This is a genomic window from Vallitalea guaymasensis (genome assembly GCF_018141425.1).
Classification (GTDB): Bacteria; Bacillota; Clostridia; order Lachnospirales; family Vallitaleaceae; genus Vallitalea; species Vallitalea guaymasensis.
In genome coordinates this window covers 3969826-3988609 of record NZ_CP058561.1, presented here as the reverse complement: position 1 = coordinate 3988609, position 18784 = coordinate 3969826, and the positions used below count along the sequence as shown (strand labels likewise).

The window sequence follows — 18784 nt, the reverse complement described above, 5'->3', positions numbered from 1 at the left end:
CTTTCTATATATATTTTGCTGCAAGTGCCAATACTTCTTCTTGAGTTGTTGAAGCTGTTTCTACACATCCTGCTAGATGACCATTACTCATAACAATTATTCTATCAGTTATACCAAATAATTCTGGCATCTCAGAAGAGATAACTATAACGCCTTTGCCGTTACAAGCTAATTCATTAATAAGTTGATAAATCTCATATTTTGCACCAACATCTATACCTCTCGTAGGTTCATCCAATAATAATATCTCTGGATTAGTTAATAGCCATTTTCCAATAACTACTTTTTGTTGGTTACCTCCAGATAGAGTCCCTATTTTAGTTTTTTCAGATGGTGTTTTTACTCTCATACTATCTATAACCCATTTAGTATCCACTTTGGATTTGGATTCATTGATGACACCACCACTGCAATAGCTGTCTATGTTAGAAATAATACTATTAAAGTAAACAGATAAACCTGCAAAAAGACCCGTTTTCCTTCGTTCTTCAGTTACCAGAGCAAATCCATTTTTAATTGCCTCTCTAGCATTATTATTTTTCACTTCTTTACCATGCAAATATATGTTTCCTGATTCTTTCTTACTTATTCCAAATATGGTTTCCAATAATTCTGTTCTTCTTGAACCCATAAGACCTGCTACCCCTAATATCTCACCTTTTCTTAATTCAAAACTGACTCCTTTGACTTTTGGAGCATAAAAAGATTTTAGTTCTTTTACTTCTAATATAACTTCACTAGGTTTATTCTTCTTCTCCGGGAAACGATTTGTTAAATCACGCCCTACCATGAGTTTTATTATTCTATCTGTTGTCAAGTCATCAGCACTTTCAGTTGCTATATACTTGCCATCTCTCATAACAGTTACTTCATCAGCTATTTCCAGTATTTCTTCCATTTTATGAGAAATATATATAATACCTACTCCCTGTTCTTTCAAACTATTGATTATTCTAAATAGATGATGTACCTCTTTTTCAGTCAAAGAGGATGTTGGTTCATCCATAACAACTATCTTAGCATTATAGGAAACAGCTTTTGCAATTTCAACCATCTGTGCTTGAGATACAGACAGGTTTTCTATCTTTTCTTTTGGATCAATATCAATATTAAGGTCCTCAAATATTTTTTTGGTCCTATCATACATTTGTTTTTCATCAACAACAATACCCTGCATTGGAAATCGTCCTAACCAAATATTATCTACCACTCTTGTTTGTCTTACTTGGTTTAATTCTTGATGTACCATTGAAACTCCGTTTTCCAAAGCCTCTTTTGCGTTCTTATAACTTATTTCTTTTCCCGACACCTTGATTGTTCCTGCGTCTTTTAAAAAGATACCAAACAGACATTTCATCAAAGTAGATTTACCTGCACCGTTTTCTCCCATCAATGCATGAACAGTTCCTTGTCTCAAAGCGAATTTAACATTATCCAGAGCTTTTACACCGGGAAACTCTTTTGTTATACCAGTCATTTCTAATACTAATTCATTCTGCTTTTGCTCATTCATATTCATCACCATACCTAAAAATATTAGGGCTGTCGTATTATCCGACAGCTCCGTATTTTAATTCAATAATATATATCTATTCCATTCCATAAGCTTTTTTAGCTAAATCCAAATTATCTTTTGTTATTGGTTGATATGGTATCCTAACTGCTTTTGTTTCATCGAGTGAGAAATCAAGACCATCTAGAACATCTTTTCCTGCTGCAGAGTTGATAGCCATTTCAATAGAAACTCTACCTTGATTTAATGGGTCATTAAGCACTGTACCAAGCATGATATCTTGTTGAATCAAATCCAATGCTTCTGGAATAGCGTCAACTCCAACAACTGGCATATATTTACCATCTGAAAAATATCCATCTGCTTTTAGAGCTTCCACAACACCAAGTGCCATACCATCATTATTACATAAAACCATTTCTATTTTATCGCCTTCTTTACCTAACCATGTTGTCATTAATTCTTTACCTTTTGTTGCATCCCACATACCAGTTTGTTTTTCTAATTCTTCTACTCTGATTCCTTCATCTTTGATATATTCAACTGAATATTTAGTACGAGCTTCAGCATCAGGGTGACCTGGTTCTCCCATCAACATAACATATTGCATTACACCATCGCCATTTCTATCCCACTCTGGATGTGCTTTCCAAGCTTCTGCTACTAATTTACCCTGAATATCTCCTGATTCTTTTGATTGTGTTCCTACATACCATACTTTATCATAATCTATCTTGTCAGTTCCTTCTGGATATTCTTTGTTTACAAATATCAAAGGTATATCAGCAGCTTTTGCCTTATCAGCTATTGTTGGTGCTGCACCTGGGTCAACAAGATTGATTACAAGAGCCTTAACTCCCTTATTGATCATTACATCTACTTGGTCATTTTGGACAGATTGATTATTCTGTGAATCATTCATAACAAGTTCTGCATTTCCCTCTGCTGCTGATGTCATAGCATTTCTAGTATAAGTCATGAAGTTATCATCAAATTTATAGATTGTTACCCCTACTTTAGGTTTATCAGCTGAATTATCCCCTTTATTTCCTTGGTCCTTTTCACTGCTGCTTTGATTACTATCATTACCTCCAGTAGGTTCAGCATCTTTTTCTTTTGAACCACAACCTACAAATAAACTCATAACTAGTAATGTTGTAAGTAATAATCCCATTATCTTTTTCATCTAACTACCTCCTATAATTGTATATTTCTTATAAATTATTTCTTTTACAGCTAGTATTTTACCATCTTTATCATAATAGTTTTAGCAATATTTTATTGTTGTTTAGTAATTTTTCACTAATCACATGTAATTATATGGGTTTTATAGTAATTATTTTATATCAATCGTAATAATTTATTGTACTCAAAAAAATGAGACTCTTTTATAAGATAGAAAATAGCTATCACTCTAACAAGCAATAACTATTTTAACTGATGTACCAATATTAGGAGTGCTTTGAACTGATAAACTTGCTTTGTCATTATATACGAGTTTTAATCTTTGTTTTGTATTTTCTAAGCCTATACTTTTGCAATATGTCTTAAAACTTGTTTTTTCATTTGATGCTTTATTATTTATACCATCACCATTGTCAATGATTTCACAAGTCAATATATCATTCAGTAGAGAAACGAATATCTTGATATCACCATTTTCTTTGTTTGAAAAAGCATGAAAAAAGGCATTTTCAACTATAGGCTGTAACAGTAATTTGGGAATAAGTATCTCTAATGCTTTATCATCAATATAGTAAGATACTTGTATTTTTTCTCCATATCTCATACTATTGATCTTTGCATAGTTTTTCAGATTATTGATCTCTTCTTCTACCGTTACCATTTCATCAGTTTTCGATATTGTATTTTGCAGTAATGCTATAAAAGCATTAATCATCTCATCTACGGCTTTATTATCTCCCTGCCAGGCTAGATATTTAATTGATGCTAGAGTATTATACATGAAATGAGGATTAATCTGCATCTGTAGAGCTGATAGTTCAGCTGCCCTTCTTTGTTCTTGCTCTTCTATTAACTTATCTATATATGATTCCAATTCCAGTACCATCTGATTATATGCCGCACTTAGTCTTCTTACCTCATAACCACCTTCAATAGGAACTTTTTGTTTGAAATTGGATTCTGTCGCTACTTCCATAGTATCTACCAATTTGGTTAATCTGCTAGTTGTCTTTTTGGTTATTATAAGAATTATAGAACATGTTAATAAAGCAATTATACCCGATAGAAGTATAATATAATACTTTGATTTCAAGAAAACCTTAGATACAATACTGGTATCACTTAGGATAACTAAATAAAAATCCATATTTTGAATATATCTAGCTGTCAATAGATATGGTTTCTGGTCAAATTGGGTACGTATATACTTAGAACTTTTTATAGATTCTTTTACCATTGAAAGGATGTCTTCACGTTCTTCTCCTATATATTTTTTCATACTACTTGATAGGACTTGTCCTGTTTTGCTAAGTATTATTACGTCATTTCCTCTTACCATATATTTTTTATATAGGGAACTGTAATTTTCCTCTGTAATACTTATGAACATATCCCCAAAAAAAGTATTGTTGATAGGTTCTTCCAATCCTTTTGTAATAACAATAGATGGTTGTGAAGAAGCATAACCATTGAATCCACTTGTTATATAATGGTAAGTATTAGAAGGATTTTGCTTATACTGTTTATAAAATCCCATCTCCATTATTTTATCTTTTGTCGTAGAAGTGACACCTATATAATTGTCTGTATAATAATTTTTATTATTTCCTATAACGAATATATTGAACATAGGTACACCATAATTATTATTTATTCGAAATAATTCATTTTGTAGACTATACCTTTTATAGAAACGTTCAGCTTTTGGCATGTACTCTGTACAATACACTTTTAGATTGTTGCTTCGCCCATATTCTTCCATTAAGTTATATGCCTTATAATTCAGATTCTTTAGTTCGTCTACTATTCTATCTCCAATCTTCTGATTAGATGTATTATATGTATTAATGTATAATTTTTCTCCAGTACTGATTGTCACGGTAGCTACTACTACAGTTGATATTATTAGACCACACAAGGTAACAAGAACAATTTTACTAAATAAAGAAAGTCTTATAAGTTTATCTGCTGATTTTATTTTTCTTGATCTCATTTCATATACATCCTTCTGTAGGTTGTTGGTGTGTAACCAGTCAGTTTTTTGAAAACCTTGGTAAAATAATTAGGGGATGAATAACCAACCAACTCACTAACATAAGATATCTGAACAGAAGGTTCAACTAGAAATTCTTTCGCCTTTTGTATTCTAACCCCATTGAGATAATCATTAAAACTTTCTTTGTAGTGATTATTGAAATAAGCAGATAAATATGAATAGCTAATATGAAATTCCTTAGCTATCTCTTGAAGATTGATTTGTTCTTTATAATTGTTATTGATATAGTCTAGTATCTGTTGCATCATCCTGCTTGTAGTTCCTATGTTTATCAATGATTCTATATAATCTTTTATTTCATTAAAGTATTCAATTATCTCTTTCAAAGTAATAGCATTGGAGATATTATTGAAAAATAAGATCTTTTTGGTATTTACTTCCTCATATTTATCTTCATTAATAAAAATTATATTAAAAAGATTATAAATAACGTTTTGAACAATGGCTTTTATCTCATTACCCATAAGACCATTTTGAAAAGTTAGTTTGTTAAGATATGTTTCCAAGTATTCAAGGGCACTTACTGGGTCGGATGTAGCTATATGCATAAACTCTTTTGTATCAAATTGTAATCTATCCTTGCATTTATAAGTTTCCAAAGTCACGCTTATATGCCCATTTTCATATCCATAAAAATGGTATTGTGATAGATTTTTTATTTCTTGGTAAGCTTTCAGGAGATTTGAAGATGAATTAATAGTATCAATTTTCATTAAAAAAACAGTAATGATTATATTTTCAAGATTGATGGTTAGTTGATTCCATTTATCGTTGATGGCAAGTCTTTGTTCTGACTTATGATTAATAATGTATATATGTATGTTTTGGGATTTACCTATGTACATATATTTATAATCCCTGAAGGTTTCATTAATCTTATCATTAACTAAACTGACATCAATAGAATCATTAGTACATTGCTGATAACCTATTATGGTATACTCTGATTCATTGAAACAATTGCTTATTAATTGTTCATCAATAATTTTATCCTCTAACATTTTTAGAAGCTGTTTTCCTGCATCATCTTCTTTTTTGACATCACATACAGGTTGTCCAATTTTCTTTTGTAGAGGTATTAATATATCTAGTAATTGGTCTGCTGTAAGTGTAGGTTTTAGGATATAATCTGCAACCCCATACTTGAACGCAGTTTTTACATAATCAAAATTATCATATCCACTTAAAATTACAATCTCAATATCCGGATAACGTTTTTTTATTATTTTAGATAGTTCTATGCCGTCAATATTAGGCATGACTATGTCGCATAAGATTATATGCGGACGTACCTTTTCAATTAGTTCTAATGTCTGAGTGGCATTAGTTGCTTCCCCCACAATTGTAAAACCATACTTTTCCCAATCCAACATATGCATGATACCTTGTCTCAATAAGTATTCATCATCTACAACTATAATTTTGCACCATTCCATATACCATTCTCCTATAATAACATAATACTATTATTATAATGGTTATGCCTAGATTCCACAAGACATCTAGGCATAATGTATGATAGTTATTTTCCATATTTGTTTTTTATCTATCAATAGTTCAGATAGAATACTTTCTTAAGTTCTGCTAGAGTATCCGACGCTATAGTCCGTGCATACTCACTACCTTCTTTTAACATAATTAACAATTCATCTTTATTTTCTTCAAGTTGTTGCCTTCTTAATCTAATAGGATTTAGTTCTTGGTCTAGGACTTCAATCAATCTTTTTTTAATTGTGACATCTCCTAATCCACCCTTTTCATAATGTTTTTTTAGTTTCTCTACTTCATCTTTATTAGGGTCAAAGGCATCTAGATATTTAAAAACTACATTACCTTCTATATTTCCAGGGTCCTCAATTCTAATATGATTAGGGTCTGTATACATGCTCATTACTTTTCTTGATATGCATTCTCTATTATCACTAAGATATATTGCGTTATTAAGTGATTTACTCATTTTAGCTTTTCCATCTATCCCAGGAAGTCTTTTTACATTTGATAATAATGGTTTGCATTCCACTAAAATATTTTTATTGAAATGATTGTTTATACGCCTGACTATCTCGTTTGTCTGTTCAATCATTGGTAACTGATCATCTCCAACTGGTATCAAATTAGCCTTGAATGCAGTTATATCTGCAGCTTGACTGATAGGATAACATAAGAATCCAACTGGAATCTGATCACCATATCCTTTTTGCTTCATTTCTGCTTTCACAGTTGGATTTCTTGATAATCTTCCTAGATTAACAAAGTTCATATAATACATAGTGAGTTCAGCTAATTCTGGTACTAATGATTGAATGAAAAAAGTATTCAATTCTGGTTTTAACCCTACCGATAGATAATCTAGCATTACTTCTATAACACTATCTCTTACTTTTTCTGGATTAAGAGCATTGTCTGATAATGCTTGGGTATCGGCTATCATAATAAAGCTTTTATCATATTTACCTTGTATAGAGACTCTTTTTTTTAACGATCCAACGTAATGTCCGATGTGTAACTTACCTGTGGGTCTGTCTCCTGTTAAAACAATATTCATTACATATCCCACCTTTTATACAAAAACAATATTTAATTTATAGACTAATTGGCTTATCATTAGCCTTTAGATAACTTTCGATTGCTTCAACATCTTTATCTCCTCTACCTGATAAATTAACTATGATAATCTTGTCTTTATCAAGGGTAGGTGCAAATTTCATAGTATAAGCAATTGCGTGTGAGCTTTCAATAGCAGGGATTATACCTTCTGTTTGTGATAAATATAAGAATGCATTCACTGCCTCATCATCTGTAATGGATTCATATCTAGCTCTACCAATATCTTTCAGATGTGCATGTTCTGGTCCAACACCTGGATAATCCAATCCTGCTGATATTGAATATACTGGGCTTATGTTTCCTTCGTCATCCTGGATAAAGATTGTATTCATACCATGAACAACACCCTCTCTTCCAAGAGCCATCGTTGCCGCATGTAAATCAGTATCTACTCCTTTTCCTGCTGCTTCTACACCTATTAATTCAACTTCTTCGTAAGAATTGAATTCGTGGAATAAACCAATAGCGTTACTTCCTCCACCTACACATGCGATACAATAATCTGGAAGTCTTCCTTCTTTTTCTTTTATCTGTCTAAGAGCTTCTTCACCTATGATTTTTTGAAATTCACGAACCATGGTTGGATATGGATGTGGTCCTACTGCTGAACCTAATAGGTAGAATGTATCTTTTATTCTCTCTACCCATTGCTCAATAGCTTCATCTACTGCATCACTTAGGGTTCTAGTTCCCCTTGTTACTGGAGTGACTTTTGCACCTAGTAATTCCATTCTGAAAACATTGAGCTTCTGTCTCTTAGTGTCCTCTTCTCCCATGAAAATCTCACATTCCATGTTGAACATAGCTGCCGCTGTAGCAGTTGCTACACCGTGTTGTCCTGCCCCTGTTTCAGCGATTATCTTTTTCTTACCCATTCTTTTAGCTAGTAATATTTGTCCTATTGCATTATTTATCTTGTGAGCTCCTGTATGATTAAGATCTTCTCTTTTCAGATAAATCTTAGCTCCACCTAATTTATTTGTCATATTTTTTGCAAAGTATAGTGGTGACTCTCTTCCCACATAATCTTTCATGTAATATAGATATTCATTTTTGAATTCTTCATCCTGCATAGCTTCGTTAAAAGCTACCTCCAATTCATTTAAAGCCTCGATTACTGGTTCTGGTACATATTGTCCTCCGAATTTTCCAAATTGATGTGTCATAATTAAATTCCATCCCTTCTAATAGTTTTTTGAATTTAATAAAATGTGATATTGATTTTCGATGAGATGTGTATCTAAAAAGGCAATAAAAAAACACTTCATCCATTTATTGGGACGAAGTGTTACTCGCGGTACCACCCAACTTTAAGCACTTTGCTGTAGGTCAACAGCTTTTCAAAAAAATTCTCTTAAATAACAAAAAATCTCCGTCTTTATTAGGACGAAGTTACATTTCGTTATGCCACCTATTATGTGCTTAACTCTTTCAGATACTAACATATCCTATCCCTGTAACGTAGGAAAAACGGTATAAGCTACTTGCAATCAAGCGTTCACCATACTTCTCATGAATCCATTCAGAATTATTGTAGATATCAGGATTCCACCATCCCCGACTCTCTATAATTACAACCAATTCTTACTACTTTCAATCATCGAATTTGATTATTAAATTACATTTATTATATATTAATATGTTTTATGTGTCAAGATTTTTTTGTTACCAAGTTTCCCTAATTTAATAAATGTGAAATAAGCCTACATTATATTAGTTAGAAGAAAAAGTGTTTTGACAACACTTTTTCTGACTTACTTAAAATATTTTACTTAAGTATGGTAACCCTTACTTCCCCCGTTATATTACTAATTTGAACTAATTTTTTCTGATGTTTCGTTAAGACTTTCCAAGATCTTATTACCTTTTTCTGATAATGTAAGATACTTATAGGTCAATGAAACCGTATTTTCTGAGCTGCTATAATTTTCTTGTGTGATAGCTGACAAGTTATTAGCTGAACCCACTATATTCCTGTTTTCCTCTACAATCGTAGATATTTTTGAGGACAGCAAATCAATTTTTTTCGTATTATCTATCATATTAGTTTTAATTTTACCAAAAACATTTTTTGTATCTTCAACAAGTTTGTTTTGTTCCTCACTTATTTTATTAAGCTTTTCATATGCACTCAGAGATTTATTGGTTTGCTCTTGTAATTCTGAAATGATTAATGTAATATCATTGACGGATTGCGAAGACTGTTCTGCCAAATGTCTTATCTCATCTGCAACGACTGCAAAACCTTTACCTGCTTCCCCAACTCTCGCAGCCTCTATTGCAGCGTTTAGAGCCAATAGATTAGTTTGGTCCTCAATACTCTTAATGGTCTCTATGATATCTACAATATTATCCGACTTTTCTTTCAGTTCTTGCATGATATCAAATGTTCTAGAATTATTTTCATTGGAAACATTATTATTATCATACAAAGTTTCAACTATCTCCATACCGTTTCCAATTACATTTTCTATTTCTTTTGATGTATGACTAATGGATAGGGATGTATCAGAAGCTTCATTTATCAACTCTTGAATATTATTAGTTGATTCTAGCTGTTTTTCTGTATATTCAGCACCTTCTCTAGCCCCTTCTTTTATCTGTTCTACTGATTGTTCTATATCTTTGGACATTATATTCATATCTTCCATAATAGTATTAAGTTCGTTAGAATGATTATAGATAACTTTGCTAGTATCTATTAATCTATTCATCATCTGGTCTTGCTCTTCTCTAGACTTTTCAAGATTACTGATCATCTTTCTATTTCTATTCATCATATTATGTAATATCTTGGCTCCCATATAGCAGGAAGCAGAAAATATCAACAGTACAAGAACCAAATAGATATAAACGGATTTATCAACATTTGATAAGTTATCATTATCTAATAATCCTACTATTTTAAAAATAGTTACACCTATATTGAAACTGCCAGTTATTACTATTGCCTTATAACGTCCTAGGAAAACCAGTAAAACTAAAACTGGAAACATACCAGAGAAAACAACTATACTTTCACTAGTACCAAATATAACAGACCAACATATAATCATTGGTATCAAGGTTATATAGATTGTGCTCCTAGTATTAATACTTTTTTTATTCAATATAAGGGTAATAACAACTGATGCAACAAGAAGAAAACTTAAAGAAATAACTAGAATTAATGAGCGATTCCCCATTTTAACACCTATGACCATTTGCAGTATCATCAGCAAGAACATAATACTTATCATTATGTTATAATATCTATATCTCTTTTGCTCATGACTTATTTTAATATTTCCCTCCATTTAATCCCACCTTCCCTTTCTTACGTACATTATATTACATAATTTGTCTTTTTACAATGTTTTATCCCTTTAATGTCACGGCAAACTCACCATAATTCATCTTAATCAAAGGAATAATTATACAAATTGTATATAATACCATTATTTTAATACATTATATATAATTGTACATTATTATAAAATAATATTTTATTTTTATTCTTTTATATGATATAATGTATTATAATGCAACACAATGCATTACATTACACCATATATATAATTCTATTTTATTTTTTTTCGTAGAATTAATGTTAGGAGGTGTTCAAATTGCTATTTATCTTACATATCTAGCTAAATCTCTCGTACTATTTTTCTTAAATCATAGCTATAATTAACCATTCTCTCAAGAAAACTATCATAATGCTATTCATAATTAACTCAGATAAAACTTAATAAAGTTAACAAGATCAATAAAATAATCAAGGGGGAAATTAAATGCCTACAAAAAGCACAAAAAAACAAGCTAAAAAAGCTAAAAACAAATTCTCTATTAAATATTTGTTAGCTGCAGTTATTCCAATATTGGTTATTGCAGGAATAATAATTCACTTAAATTATGACTATATAAAAATGAAAAATGATTTAGATAATGTTAACAAAGCAGTTAAGATTGGTGAACTAAGGACCAAAGAATATTACTATCAGGAACTACTCCGTATTGAAGATGTAAGAAACTATATATTTGGATTTAACTCAAAAGAAAAACTAGCAATAGTCTTTGAAGGTATTATAAAAGCAGGTTACAAGACTGATAATATTGAAATGAAAATCAAAAAAAATAAAAGTGATGTCATTGTTAAATTGGATGACCCACAAATATTATCAAATACTATAGTTTCAGAAAATGCCGTATTAGACGAAAAAGGCTTATTTGCAGATATCAGTAATGACATGATACAAGAAGAATATAAAGAAGTTAAGGAAGATACTGAGAAAAGAGTTAGAGAAGGATTGTTAAAAGATGCCAAAATAAATGGTGAAAAAATCTTAACAAAAATAGTAAAAGGAGCAAATCCAAATATTCAAAAAGTAGAGTTTGTATATAGTGAAGTTGATTAACAAAGCTATTAATAATCATTAAGGAAGGTGTAAAACATGAAATCCATTATAACTAAAATAGTGAGTGTTGTAATACTATGTATTTTGATTTTCATAGGCATAAAACATCTGCATTTCAATTTGTTCGATAAAATATTTAGTCATAAAACAATTATCTCCACAGAATTATTATCAGAAGAAATAAGAGATATCGCAGAGTTATGTTCAATGAAATATTATTATAAGGATCTAGTTGTTCATGGAAAGCCAAAACCTCATACAGGAGATTACTATATGGCAACAATAGAAGGAGAGCTAACTGCAGGGATTAATCTTGACAATCTTGATATTAAACGAAAAGATGATATAGTAACTATTAAATTGGAGCATGCTTATTTTATTGACGATAGTGATTACAAACGTAAGGTTCACGAAGAAGATAAAAGCGGTTGGGGAACCAAAATAGATTATAATAAGAAGAAAAAATGGGAAATTGATAGGATTAATAAAATCAAAAAAAGAATATCCAATACTTTCTTAGTGAAGGCAGATGAAAATATACAGGATATCATAAAAAATTTATTTATCAACTATGATCTATCTGAAATCAAATTTGAGTATTATTAATTAATTGTTGGATATAAGAATACCCAATATGTTATTATAACCAAACATTCAAATATCCCCAGGTTAGGGGATATTTGATTTAAAAATCATTAACTTATTTATTAGATGCTTTTTGTCTAATGATTTGACCGCAATATGGGCAAAAAGTAATACTTTGGTTAAAATCACTTAGGTTACTTGCACAATGAGGACAATATTTTATATGTGCAGATATTTCATCTTTTCCAACAAAATGTATAATATCTTCTTCTTCCCCAACTCTTTTAAGACTATCTTTTAAAGTAAACATGGATAATGGAGTGTGTAGAATTCCATCAACACTATCTTCGATTTTATCATGTCTGATTGAATTGCTGGATGATAACAAACATTTACTATCAGGTATAGTAGATTTAATATCTTTGATTAATTTATCTCCACGAGTTTTCCTCATAATATAATTAACAATAACAATATTAGGCTCAAACTGCTCTGCTTCGTATAATGCATCAAATTCATCTGCAAGTTCAACATCATAACCTAGATTGTTTAACATATCTTTCATTATTAAACTTTCAAATCTAGAATCATTTACAAGTAGTGCTCTTTTTCTCACATCAATCAGCTCCTGTTTGATTTAAAAATATAACAATAAAACTTATTTTATAAGCAAAAACTACTTATTATATTAATTCTATCATCAATACTCACATACTTATAGTATATCACATACAGCTTATTTTTATTATAAAAAAATGCCTTGGTCAATAAAAATTTATTTTCATTAGAAACAAATTTTACTAAGAGATTCAACAGCTTTTTCAATATTATCAATCTCTATTCCTTTATATGATAAAATCAATATGGGACTTTTTTGAATTTTTTTTACTATAGTATATTCTGAAATACCAGATATCAAAATTTCCCTATCCAATGCTTTTTCTATTATTTCCTGTTCAGATAATTTTGTATCAACATTTATCAGCATATGCAACCCTGAATCCATTCCGCCAATCTGAACTTTATCTCCCATATAGTTTTTTATTGCTTGAATCAATATTTGATTTTTTTTGGTATAATTTTTTTTAAGTCTCCTGATATGTTTCTCAAACATGCCTTCTTTCATAAAAAGTGCTAAAGCCAACTGTTCTGTCTTGGAAGTTGTCTGTGTATATCTGTTTTTACTCTCATTATATAGGTTGATTAACTTTCTTGGTAAAATCATGTAACTTATTCTTATAGAAGGAACCAGCACTGTAGAGAATGAACCCAAATATATGACATTTCCATCTTTATCAAAACTCTGCATTGAAGGTATGGGCTTTCCATAGTATCTTAACTCGCTGTTATAATCATCTTCAATTATATAACCATCATTCTCACTTGCCCACTTCAATAGTTTTATTCTCTGGTCAACAGACATGACCGTTCCAGTAGGAAATTGATGTGAAGGACTTACGTAGCATAATTTTGAATTAGAATTTTTTAGCACTTTCAGATCGATTCCATCGTCTTTTATAGGTATAGGTATTATATCAAAACTGTTATGCATAAATATATTTTTGGCTCTATTGAATCCAGGATCTTCAAAAGCACATTCATCAATATGAATTTTTTTCATTAATGTACTAAGTATGTTCAATAAGTATTGAACACCTCCACCTATGATAACTCTGCTGGCATCCGCTGTTACACCTCTTGATCTTCTAACATATTTTACAATCTCCTGCCTTAGTTCCATCTCACCTTGCACATCTGTAGATTTATATAGTTTTTGGTAATCATAATTAAGAATACGATTCATATATTTTCGCCATAAATTAAAATCAAAGTTCATTTCTTCAACATACTCGTTTTTAAGATCATATTTAACCATTTTTTTAACTTTTTGTTCTGCAACGTATTCTGTTTCATTTTTCTTACTGTTTACATAAGTTTTATCAAATGCACTTGCATAATATCCTTTTTGGGGCAAACTATACAAATACCCTTCCACAAGTAATTGCTGATAGGCATTTTCAATAGTTGTTTTACTTATATCAAGACTCCCTGATAGCTGTCTAATTGAGGGTAATTTTTCATTTTGAATAATGTTTTCTCCTATTATCTCGTTTCTTATGTATTCATATAATTGAACATATAATGGTTTATCTAAAGTCACATCCAGATTTGGTACCAAATCAATCATATTTTCACCCTTTCCAAAAACTGTCCCTTTCGTTTCAAGCAAAACTGTCACTTTTAAAATACACACTTATATTATATAGTATATATAAATTTTGAAAAAAGGCAAGGTGACACTGATGAAAAATACATATTTTGAATCTAGCGACATTAAAAAAATTACTTATACAGGATTAATGACTGCCCTTGTATTACTAGCAACTTTGGTTATAAAAGTTCCAGTTCCTTTTACAAATGGTTATATTCATCTTGGCGATAGTATGATTTTTATTGCAGCTATTCTACTAGGATGGAAATATGGTGCTTTCGCTGCTGGAGTAGGTTCTGCACTAGCAGATGTAATTGGAGGATATGCACATTGGGCTATTCCCACTTTGATTATAAAAGCTTTGATGGGAGCAATTGTAGGAATATGTGTAAGCGAAAAATTCAGAAAGAAAATGTACATTTATTTAAGTATTGTTTTCGCTGGTGGATTTGCCATATTCAATGTTATACTTAGAAATATTCTTTCTAGTAAAATATCTCTAGAAACCAATGCACTAAATAACAATCTACTAGATGAACTCGAATTGGATTCTGTTGAGGAATTGATAAGTCTAACCAATAGAGTTGAAACACAGCTTCTTATAATAACAATACTGATTCCGTTAATTATTTTAGGTCTATCTTTACTGGTAGCTAAATTGAATAATATAAAATTCAAGCCTGCATATACTTTTGGTTTTGTTATAGCTGGAACTTTTATGGTTTTTGGTTATTATATAGCTTCATATATAATGACTGGCAATTATATTGTTCCTATATTCTCATTACCTTGGAATATGGTACAGTTTATAATGGGTCTTATTATAGCTAATCTTATAGTTGCAGGATTAAATAAAAGCAAATTGTCAATCCCATTAAAATAGATAAAAAAGGACTGTCGGATAATATATTAAAGTTAAATATATTATTCTACAGCCCCTTTTTTATGTTATAGAAGTTTCATTTGTTATATGTAAGTAAAAATTATCCTCCAAAACCGTATATAATCACCAATACATGAAATATCATCATTACAAGATTTATACCTATGCCTATATGAGCAAAAGTTTTGAATGTATCTTTTGATAGTTCTCCAATCACTCCATATATAATTCCAACTATACATACAATAAATCCTATTATCTCAACAAGCCCTATAGTTAAAGTAATACTATCTGTACTTCTATCCCCAAAAGCAGATATTCCTACTGCACTTAGAAATAATATCAAAGATGTGATCCCTAATGCAAAAGAAGCTATTCCATGTCCAGACTGTTTTTTATTATTTAATCGTAATGTAATCTTCTTATCTTCCATATTCTCCCTATCCTTTATTTATTGAAACCCTTTTTCTCTAAATATTTAGTTTTTCTTATCTTTCAAATATTTTATGCCATAATATATATAATAACAGATCCTAAAAATCAAATACCCAATGAACCCACCAAGAGTATTGAGTATAATATCATCCACGTCAAAACTTCCAACTGCATAGTGATATTGCAGTACTTCTACTGCCAAACTTACAAATCCGCTAATTAATATCATTAATATAAAAAATCTTGTTCGTCTAAATAATATAGGCACAAAAAATCCTAAAGGCATAAATGCAAGTATATTACCAAAAATATTAGTCATGATGGCATTGGTTCCACTATATTTTAAATAGTTTTTGATTGTCCTGAATGGTTCTAAGTTATACCCTTTCAAGCCAGTAATCCTACCATATCTAGCATCTAAAAATAATACATTGATTAGTATTATTAAATATATAATAAAAAGAATAAAACTAATTATTCTAAACATTTTTCTGAATTCATTTGAATGAATAGTACTCATTATAACCCCCTGATTTACGTCAAATTGATTTGTCATTCAAATTTTATTATACCATATACATTATCTTTAAACTAGGTTATTTTACCTTTATTTAGCTACTTTTATAATATATCAATAAAAATCATAAATTATAATATTCAAAATGAAATTTATTATTTCTTTTCTATGAACCTACATTTAATTTCTACTGCTATAAGTGTGATAATTGGAATTATTATCTGCATAAGTATAGCCATATAGTTGTAATAATATATGTGAAAATTCAACTCCATAATATTTGATACCGTAGTAAGAGATACAACAAGGGTTATTATACTAAGAGGTGTAACAATAAACTTATAATCCTCAAGTTTCAATAAAACGGCAACTCCTTTACAACCAGCTAACAAATAAATAGCTATTTTAACAAAACCGCTCATTATAAAAATAATAGCTATTATAGCCTCAATCCTTTGCAATATATCACCAATATTGATCCTACTTACCGCTGAATAAATAGGAAAATAGCTACTAGAATAAGCGTACTTCCCTAAACACAGATAAGCACTAACGTGAGTACAAAATAAAACGAATCCTCCTAACAGCAATCCATAAATAAATACTTTATATATACTTTTTGATTTACTTATGCTTTTAGTACTAAATATAAGGATCAATGTAATTACTTCAGCAAATGGAAAAGTTATCATTTCCATAGCTCCCTTTGCTATTGGCTGAATACCATCAGCAAGGACTGGAGTCAAATTGAACGCTTCAACCATAGTCAACATTAAGGGGATAGTTAATAATATAATTGGATAGATAATTCTTACAGAAAATTCTGACCATCTACCCATTACTTCTAATCCATATTTTAAACCAATAATAACTAATAATATAACTCCAATAGCAATTATTGATTTTGGAGTATTAATCAGTCCTACTACATTTGTAAATAAAATGAACGTACTTAATACCAAGGCTCCCACATAAAAGCAATATAGAACATATAATATACTTATGACATTTCCTATAATCTTTCCAAAAACTGTAATAAGAATTTCATATAAGTTCTTACCAGGATATCTAACCAAAATTCTACAATATACTACTACAATAAGACATGTTATCCCTATAGCTATCAGTATTGATATCCATATATCTGAATTGGGGTCTGTAATAGGATTTATAACAAATGACTCTGATAACATTAATAAAATAATCATACTTATACCTTGACGGTTTGAAATTACTTCTTTCACAGGAAATCACCATTTCTATAATCATTATTTGCTTTTTGACAACCTTGATTTTATCTCAATAATAATAAATATTACTAAAGGTAATATAATCTGTACAATTAAAGCTACATATCTAAAATTCTTAAGCTCTGTTACCATATCCAGCATACTTTGATATGTTGTAAGTGAAATTACTAATAAAAGCAAACTTACTGGAGTCACAATGAACTTATAATCTTTTAATTTAAGTATATTAACTATGCCATTGCAACAAGCTAATAGACAAGCGCTGATTTTTATAAATCCACCAATCATGAAAGTAACAGCTATAATTATTTCAATCCTCTGCAAAACATCCCTAATATTAATTCTACTAACGGCTGAGTATATTGGAAAATAGCTGCTTTCATAAGCAAAAGGTCCAATAGCAAGATAAGCTCCTATTACAATAGCGCTAATAAGAAAGCCTCCTAATAGTAAACCATATATAAAAGTTTTATATATATTATTGCCACCTTTAAACATTTTACTATTAAAAATTAATACAAAAATGACTAGCTCCGCATATGGAAAAGTAATTATTGAGAATGTACCATCCAATACAGGTCCTATACCATCCCCTAGAATAGGTTTAAGATTATTGACATCTACCATATTAAGCATTAATAACGTTACGATTATAATAATTGGAAAAACTATTTTTGCAAAAAAAGCTGACCAACGTCCTAATACTTCTAAACCTTCTTTGACACCATAAATAATAATTATTATTACTGCAGAAGACACCACGCTTAGAGGTGTGAACTCTAATCCTACAACACCTATAAATAAGCTAAAATTTTTTAATACCAAAGCTCCCAGGTAAAATGAGTAAAGTGTAAAGATGAGATTTATTATGGAACCGATAATTCTCCCAAAAACACTAATATTTATTTCATATAAATTCTTATCCGGAAATTTAGATAGTACTCTACTATACATTGAAACGATTAAGACAGCTATAGCAAGACCTAATAATATCGCAATCCATATATCTCTTCTGGCTTCACTAGCTGAAGATAGTACCAACGAGCTACTAGACATAAATAAAATTATTAAACATATGCCTTGTTTATTAGACATCACCGTTTTATCCATAACCTCACCACTTTACCATTTCCCTTTATAAATG

Annotated in this window: 16 protein-coding genes and 1 other annotated feature; of the genes, 3 read left to right on the top strand and 13 right to left on the bottom strand. The window is 30.1% G+C overall.

Features of this window, described 5'->3' with window-relative positions:
- Positions 1-4: 4 nt before the first annotated feature.
- The 7 genes from mglA to HYG85_RS17025 all read right to left on the bottom strand — a co-directional run bounded on the left by mglA (position 5) and on the right by HYG85_RS17025 (position 10657).
- A complete protein-coding gene (mglA, locus tag HYG85_RS17055; RefSeq protein WP_408647969.1) occupies positions 5-1519 on the bottom strand; it encodes a galactose/methyl galactoside ABC transporter ATP-binding protein MglA in 1515 nt (504 codons plus the stop codon).
- A gap of 70 nt (positions 1520-1589) precedes the next feature.
- The gene (locus HYG85_RS17050) at positions 1590-2699 is read right to left on the bottom strand and encodes a galactose ABC transporter substrate-binding protein (protein ID WP_212690665.1); all 1110 of its coding nucleotides are present in this window, start codon (positions 2697-2699) and stop codon (positions 1590-1592) included.
- 228 nt (positions 2700-2927) lie between these two features.
- Positions 2928-4691 carry a sensor histidine kinase gene (locus HYG85_RS17045; RefSeq protein WP_212690664.1) on the bottom strand — a complete coding sequence of 588 codons (1764 nt, stop codon included), beginning with the start codon at positions 4689-4691 and terminating at the stop codon, positions 2928-2930.
- Positions 4688-6190, bottom strand: coding sequence for a response regulator transcription factor (locus HYG85_RS17040; RefSeq protein ID WP_212690663.1), 1503 nt, complete (start codon positions 6188-6190; stop codon positions 4688-4690). The genes HYG85_RS17045 and HYG85_RS17040 overlap by 4 nt, the downstream gene beginning before the upstream one ends.
- A 113-nt stretch (positions 6191-6303) precedes the next feature.
- Positions 6304-7299, bottom strand: a complete 996-nt coding sequence (gene trpS, locus HYG85_RS17035; protein ID WP_212690662.1) for a tryptophan--tRNA ligase — start codon at positions 7297-7299, stop codon at positions 6304-6306.
- A 37-nt stretch (positions 7300-7336) separates the two neighbouring features.
- Entirely contained in the window at positions 7337-8527 is a 1191-nt protein-coding gene (gene trpB, locus HYG85_RS17030; RefSeq protein ID WP_212690661.1) for a tryptophan synthase subunit beta, read from the bottom strand.
- A gap of 107 nt (positions 8528-8634) precedes the next feature.
- Positions 8635-8971: a binding site (T-box leader), on the bottom strand.
- Between the two features lie 198 nt (positions 8972-9169).
- On the bottom strand, positions 9170-10657 hold the full coding sequence (locus tag HYG85_RS17025) for a methyl-accepting chemotaxis protein (protein ID WP_212690660.1): 1488 nt from the start codon (positions 10655-10657) through the stop codon (positions 9170-9172).
- A gap of 477 nt (positions 10658-11134) precedes the next feature.
- Between HYG85_RS17025 and HYG85_RS17020 the strand changes: the two genes are divergently transcribed.
- The gene (locus tag HYG85_RS17020) at positions 11135-11758 is read left to right on the top strand and encodes a DUF4230 domain-containing protein (protein ID WP_212690659.1); all 624 of its coding nucleotides are present in this window, start codon (positions 11135-11137) and stop codon (positions 11756-11758) included.
- A 36-nt stretch (positions 11759-11794) separates the two neighbouring features.
- Entirely contained in the window at positions 11795-12364 is a 570-nt protein-coding gene (locus HYG85_RS17015; protein ID WP_212690658.1) for a DUF4230 domain-containing protein, read from the top strand.
- A 94-nt stretch (positions 12365-12458) separates the two neighbouring features.
- Here HYG85_RS17015 and HYG85_RS17010 read toward each other — a convergent pair whose 3' ends face one another.
- Entirely contained in the window at positions 12459-12959 is a 501-nt protein-coding gene (locus HYG85_RS17010; protein ID WP_113674236.1) for a response regulator, read from the bottom strand.
- A 168-nt stretch (positions 12960-13127) separates the two neighbouring features.
- On the bottom strand, positions 13128-14531 hold the full coding sequence (pdxR, locus tag HYG85_RS17005; RefSeq protein ID WP_212690657.1) for a MocR-like pyridoxine biosynthesis transcription factor PdxR: 1404 nt from the start codon (positions 14529-14531) through the stop codon (positions 13128-13130).
- A gap of 115 nt (positions 14532-14646) precedes the next feature.
- Here pdxR and HYG85_RS17000 point away from each other — a divergent pair, with 115 nt between their 5' ends.
- Entirely contained in the window at positions 14647-15438 is a 792-nt protein-coding gene (locus HYG85_RS17000) for an ECF transporter S component (RefSeq protein WP_212690656.1), read from the top strand.
- Between the two features lie 100 nt (positions 15439-15538).
- Here HYG85_RS17000 and HYG85_RS16995 read toward each other — a convergent pair whose 3' ends face one another.
- The 4 genes from HYG85_RS16995 to HYG85_RS16980 all read right to left on the bottom strand — a co-directional run bounded on the left by HYG85_RS16995 (position 15539) and on the right by HYG85_RS16980 (position 18750).
- Positions 15539-15871 carry a DUF6142 family protein gene (locus tag HYG85_RS16995; RefSeq protein ID WP_212690655.1) on the bottom strand — a complete coding sequence of 111 codons (333 nt, stop codon included), beginning with the start codon at positions 15869-15871 and terminating at the stop codon, positions 15539-15541.
- A gap of 45 nt (positions 15872-15916) precedes the next feature.
- Positions 15917-16393 carry a VanZ family protein gene (locus HYG85_RS16990; RefSeq protein ID WP_212690654.1) on the bottom strand — a complete coding sequence of 159 codons (477 nt, stop codon included), beginning with the start codon at positions 16391-16393 and terminating at the stop codon, positions 15917-15919.
- A gap of 152 nt (positions 16394-16545) precedes the next feature.
- Complete coding sequence (locus tag HYG85_RS16985) at positions 16546-17634, bottom strand: GerAB/ArcD/ProY family transporter (RefSeq protein ID WP_212690653.1); 1089 nt, start codon at positions 17632-17634, stop codon at positions 16546-16548.
- A 24-nt stretch (positions 17635-17658) separates the two neighbouring features.
- Positions 17659-18750, bottom strand: a complete 1092-nt coding sequence (locus HYG85_RS16980) for a GerAB/ArcD/ProY family transporter (RefSeq protein WP_212690652.1) — start codon at positions 18748-18750, stop codon at positions 17659-17661.
- Positions 18751-18784: the final 34 nt, after the last annotated feature.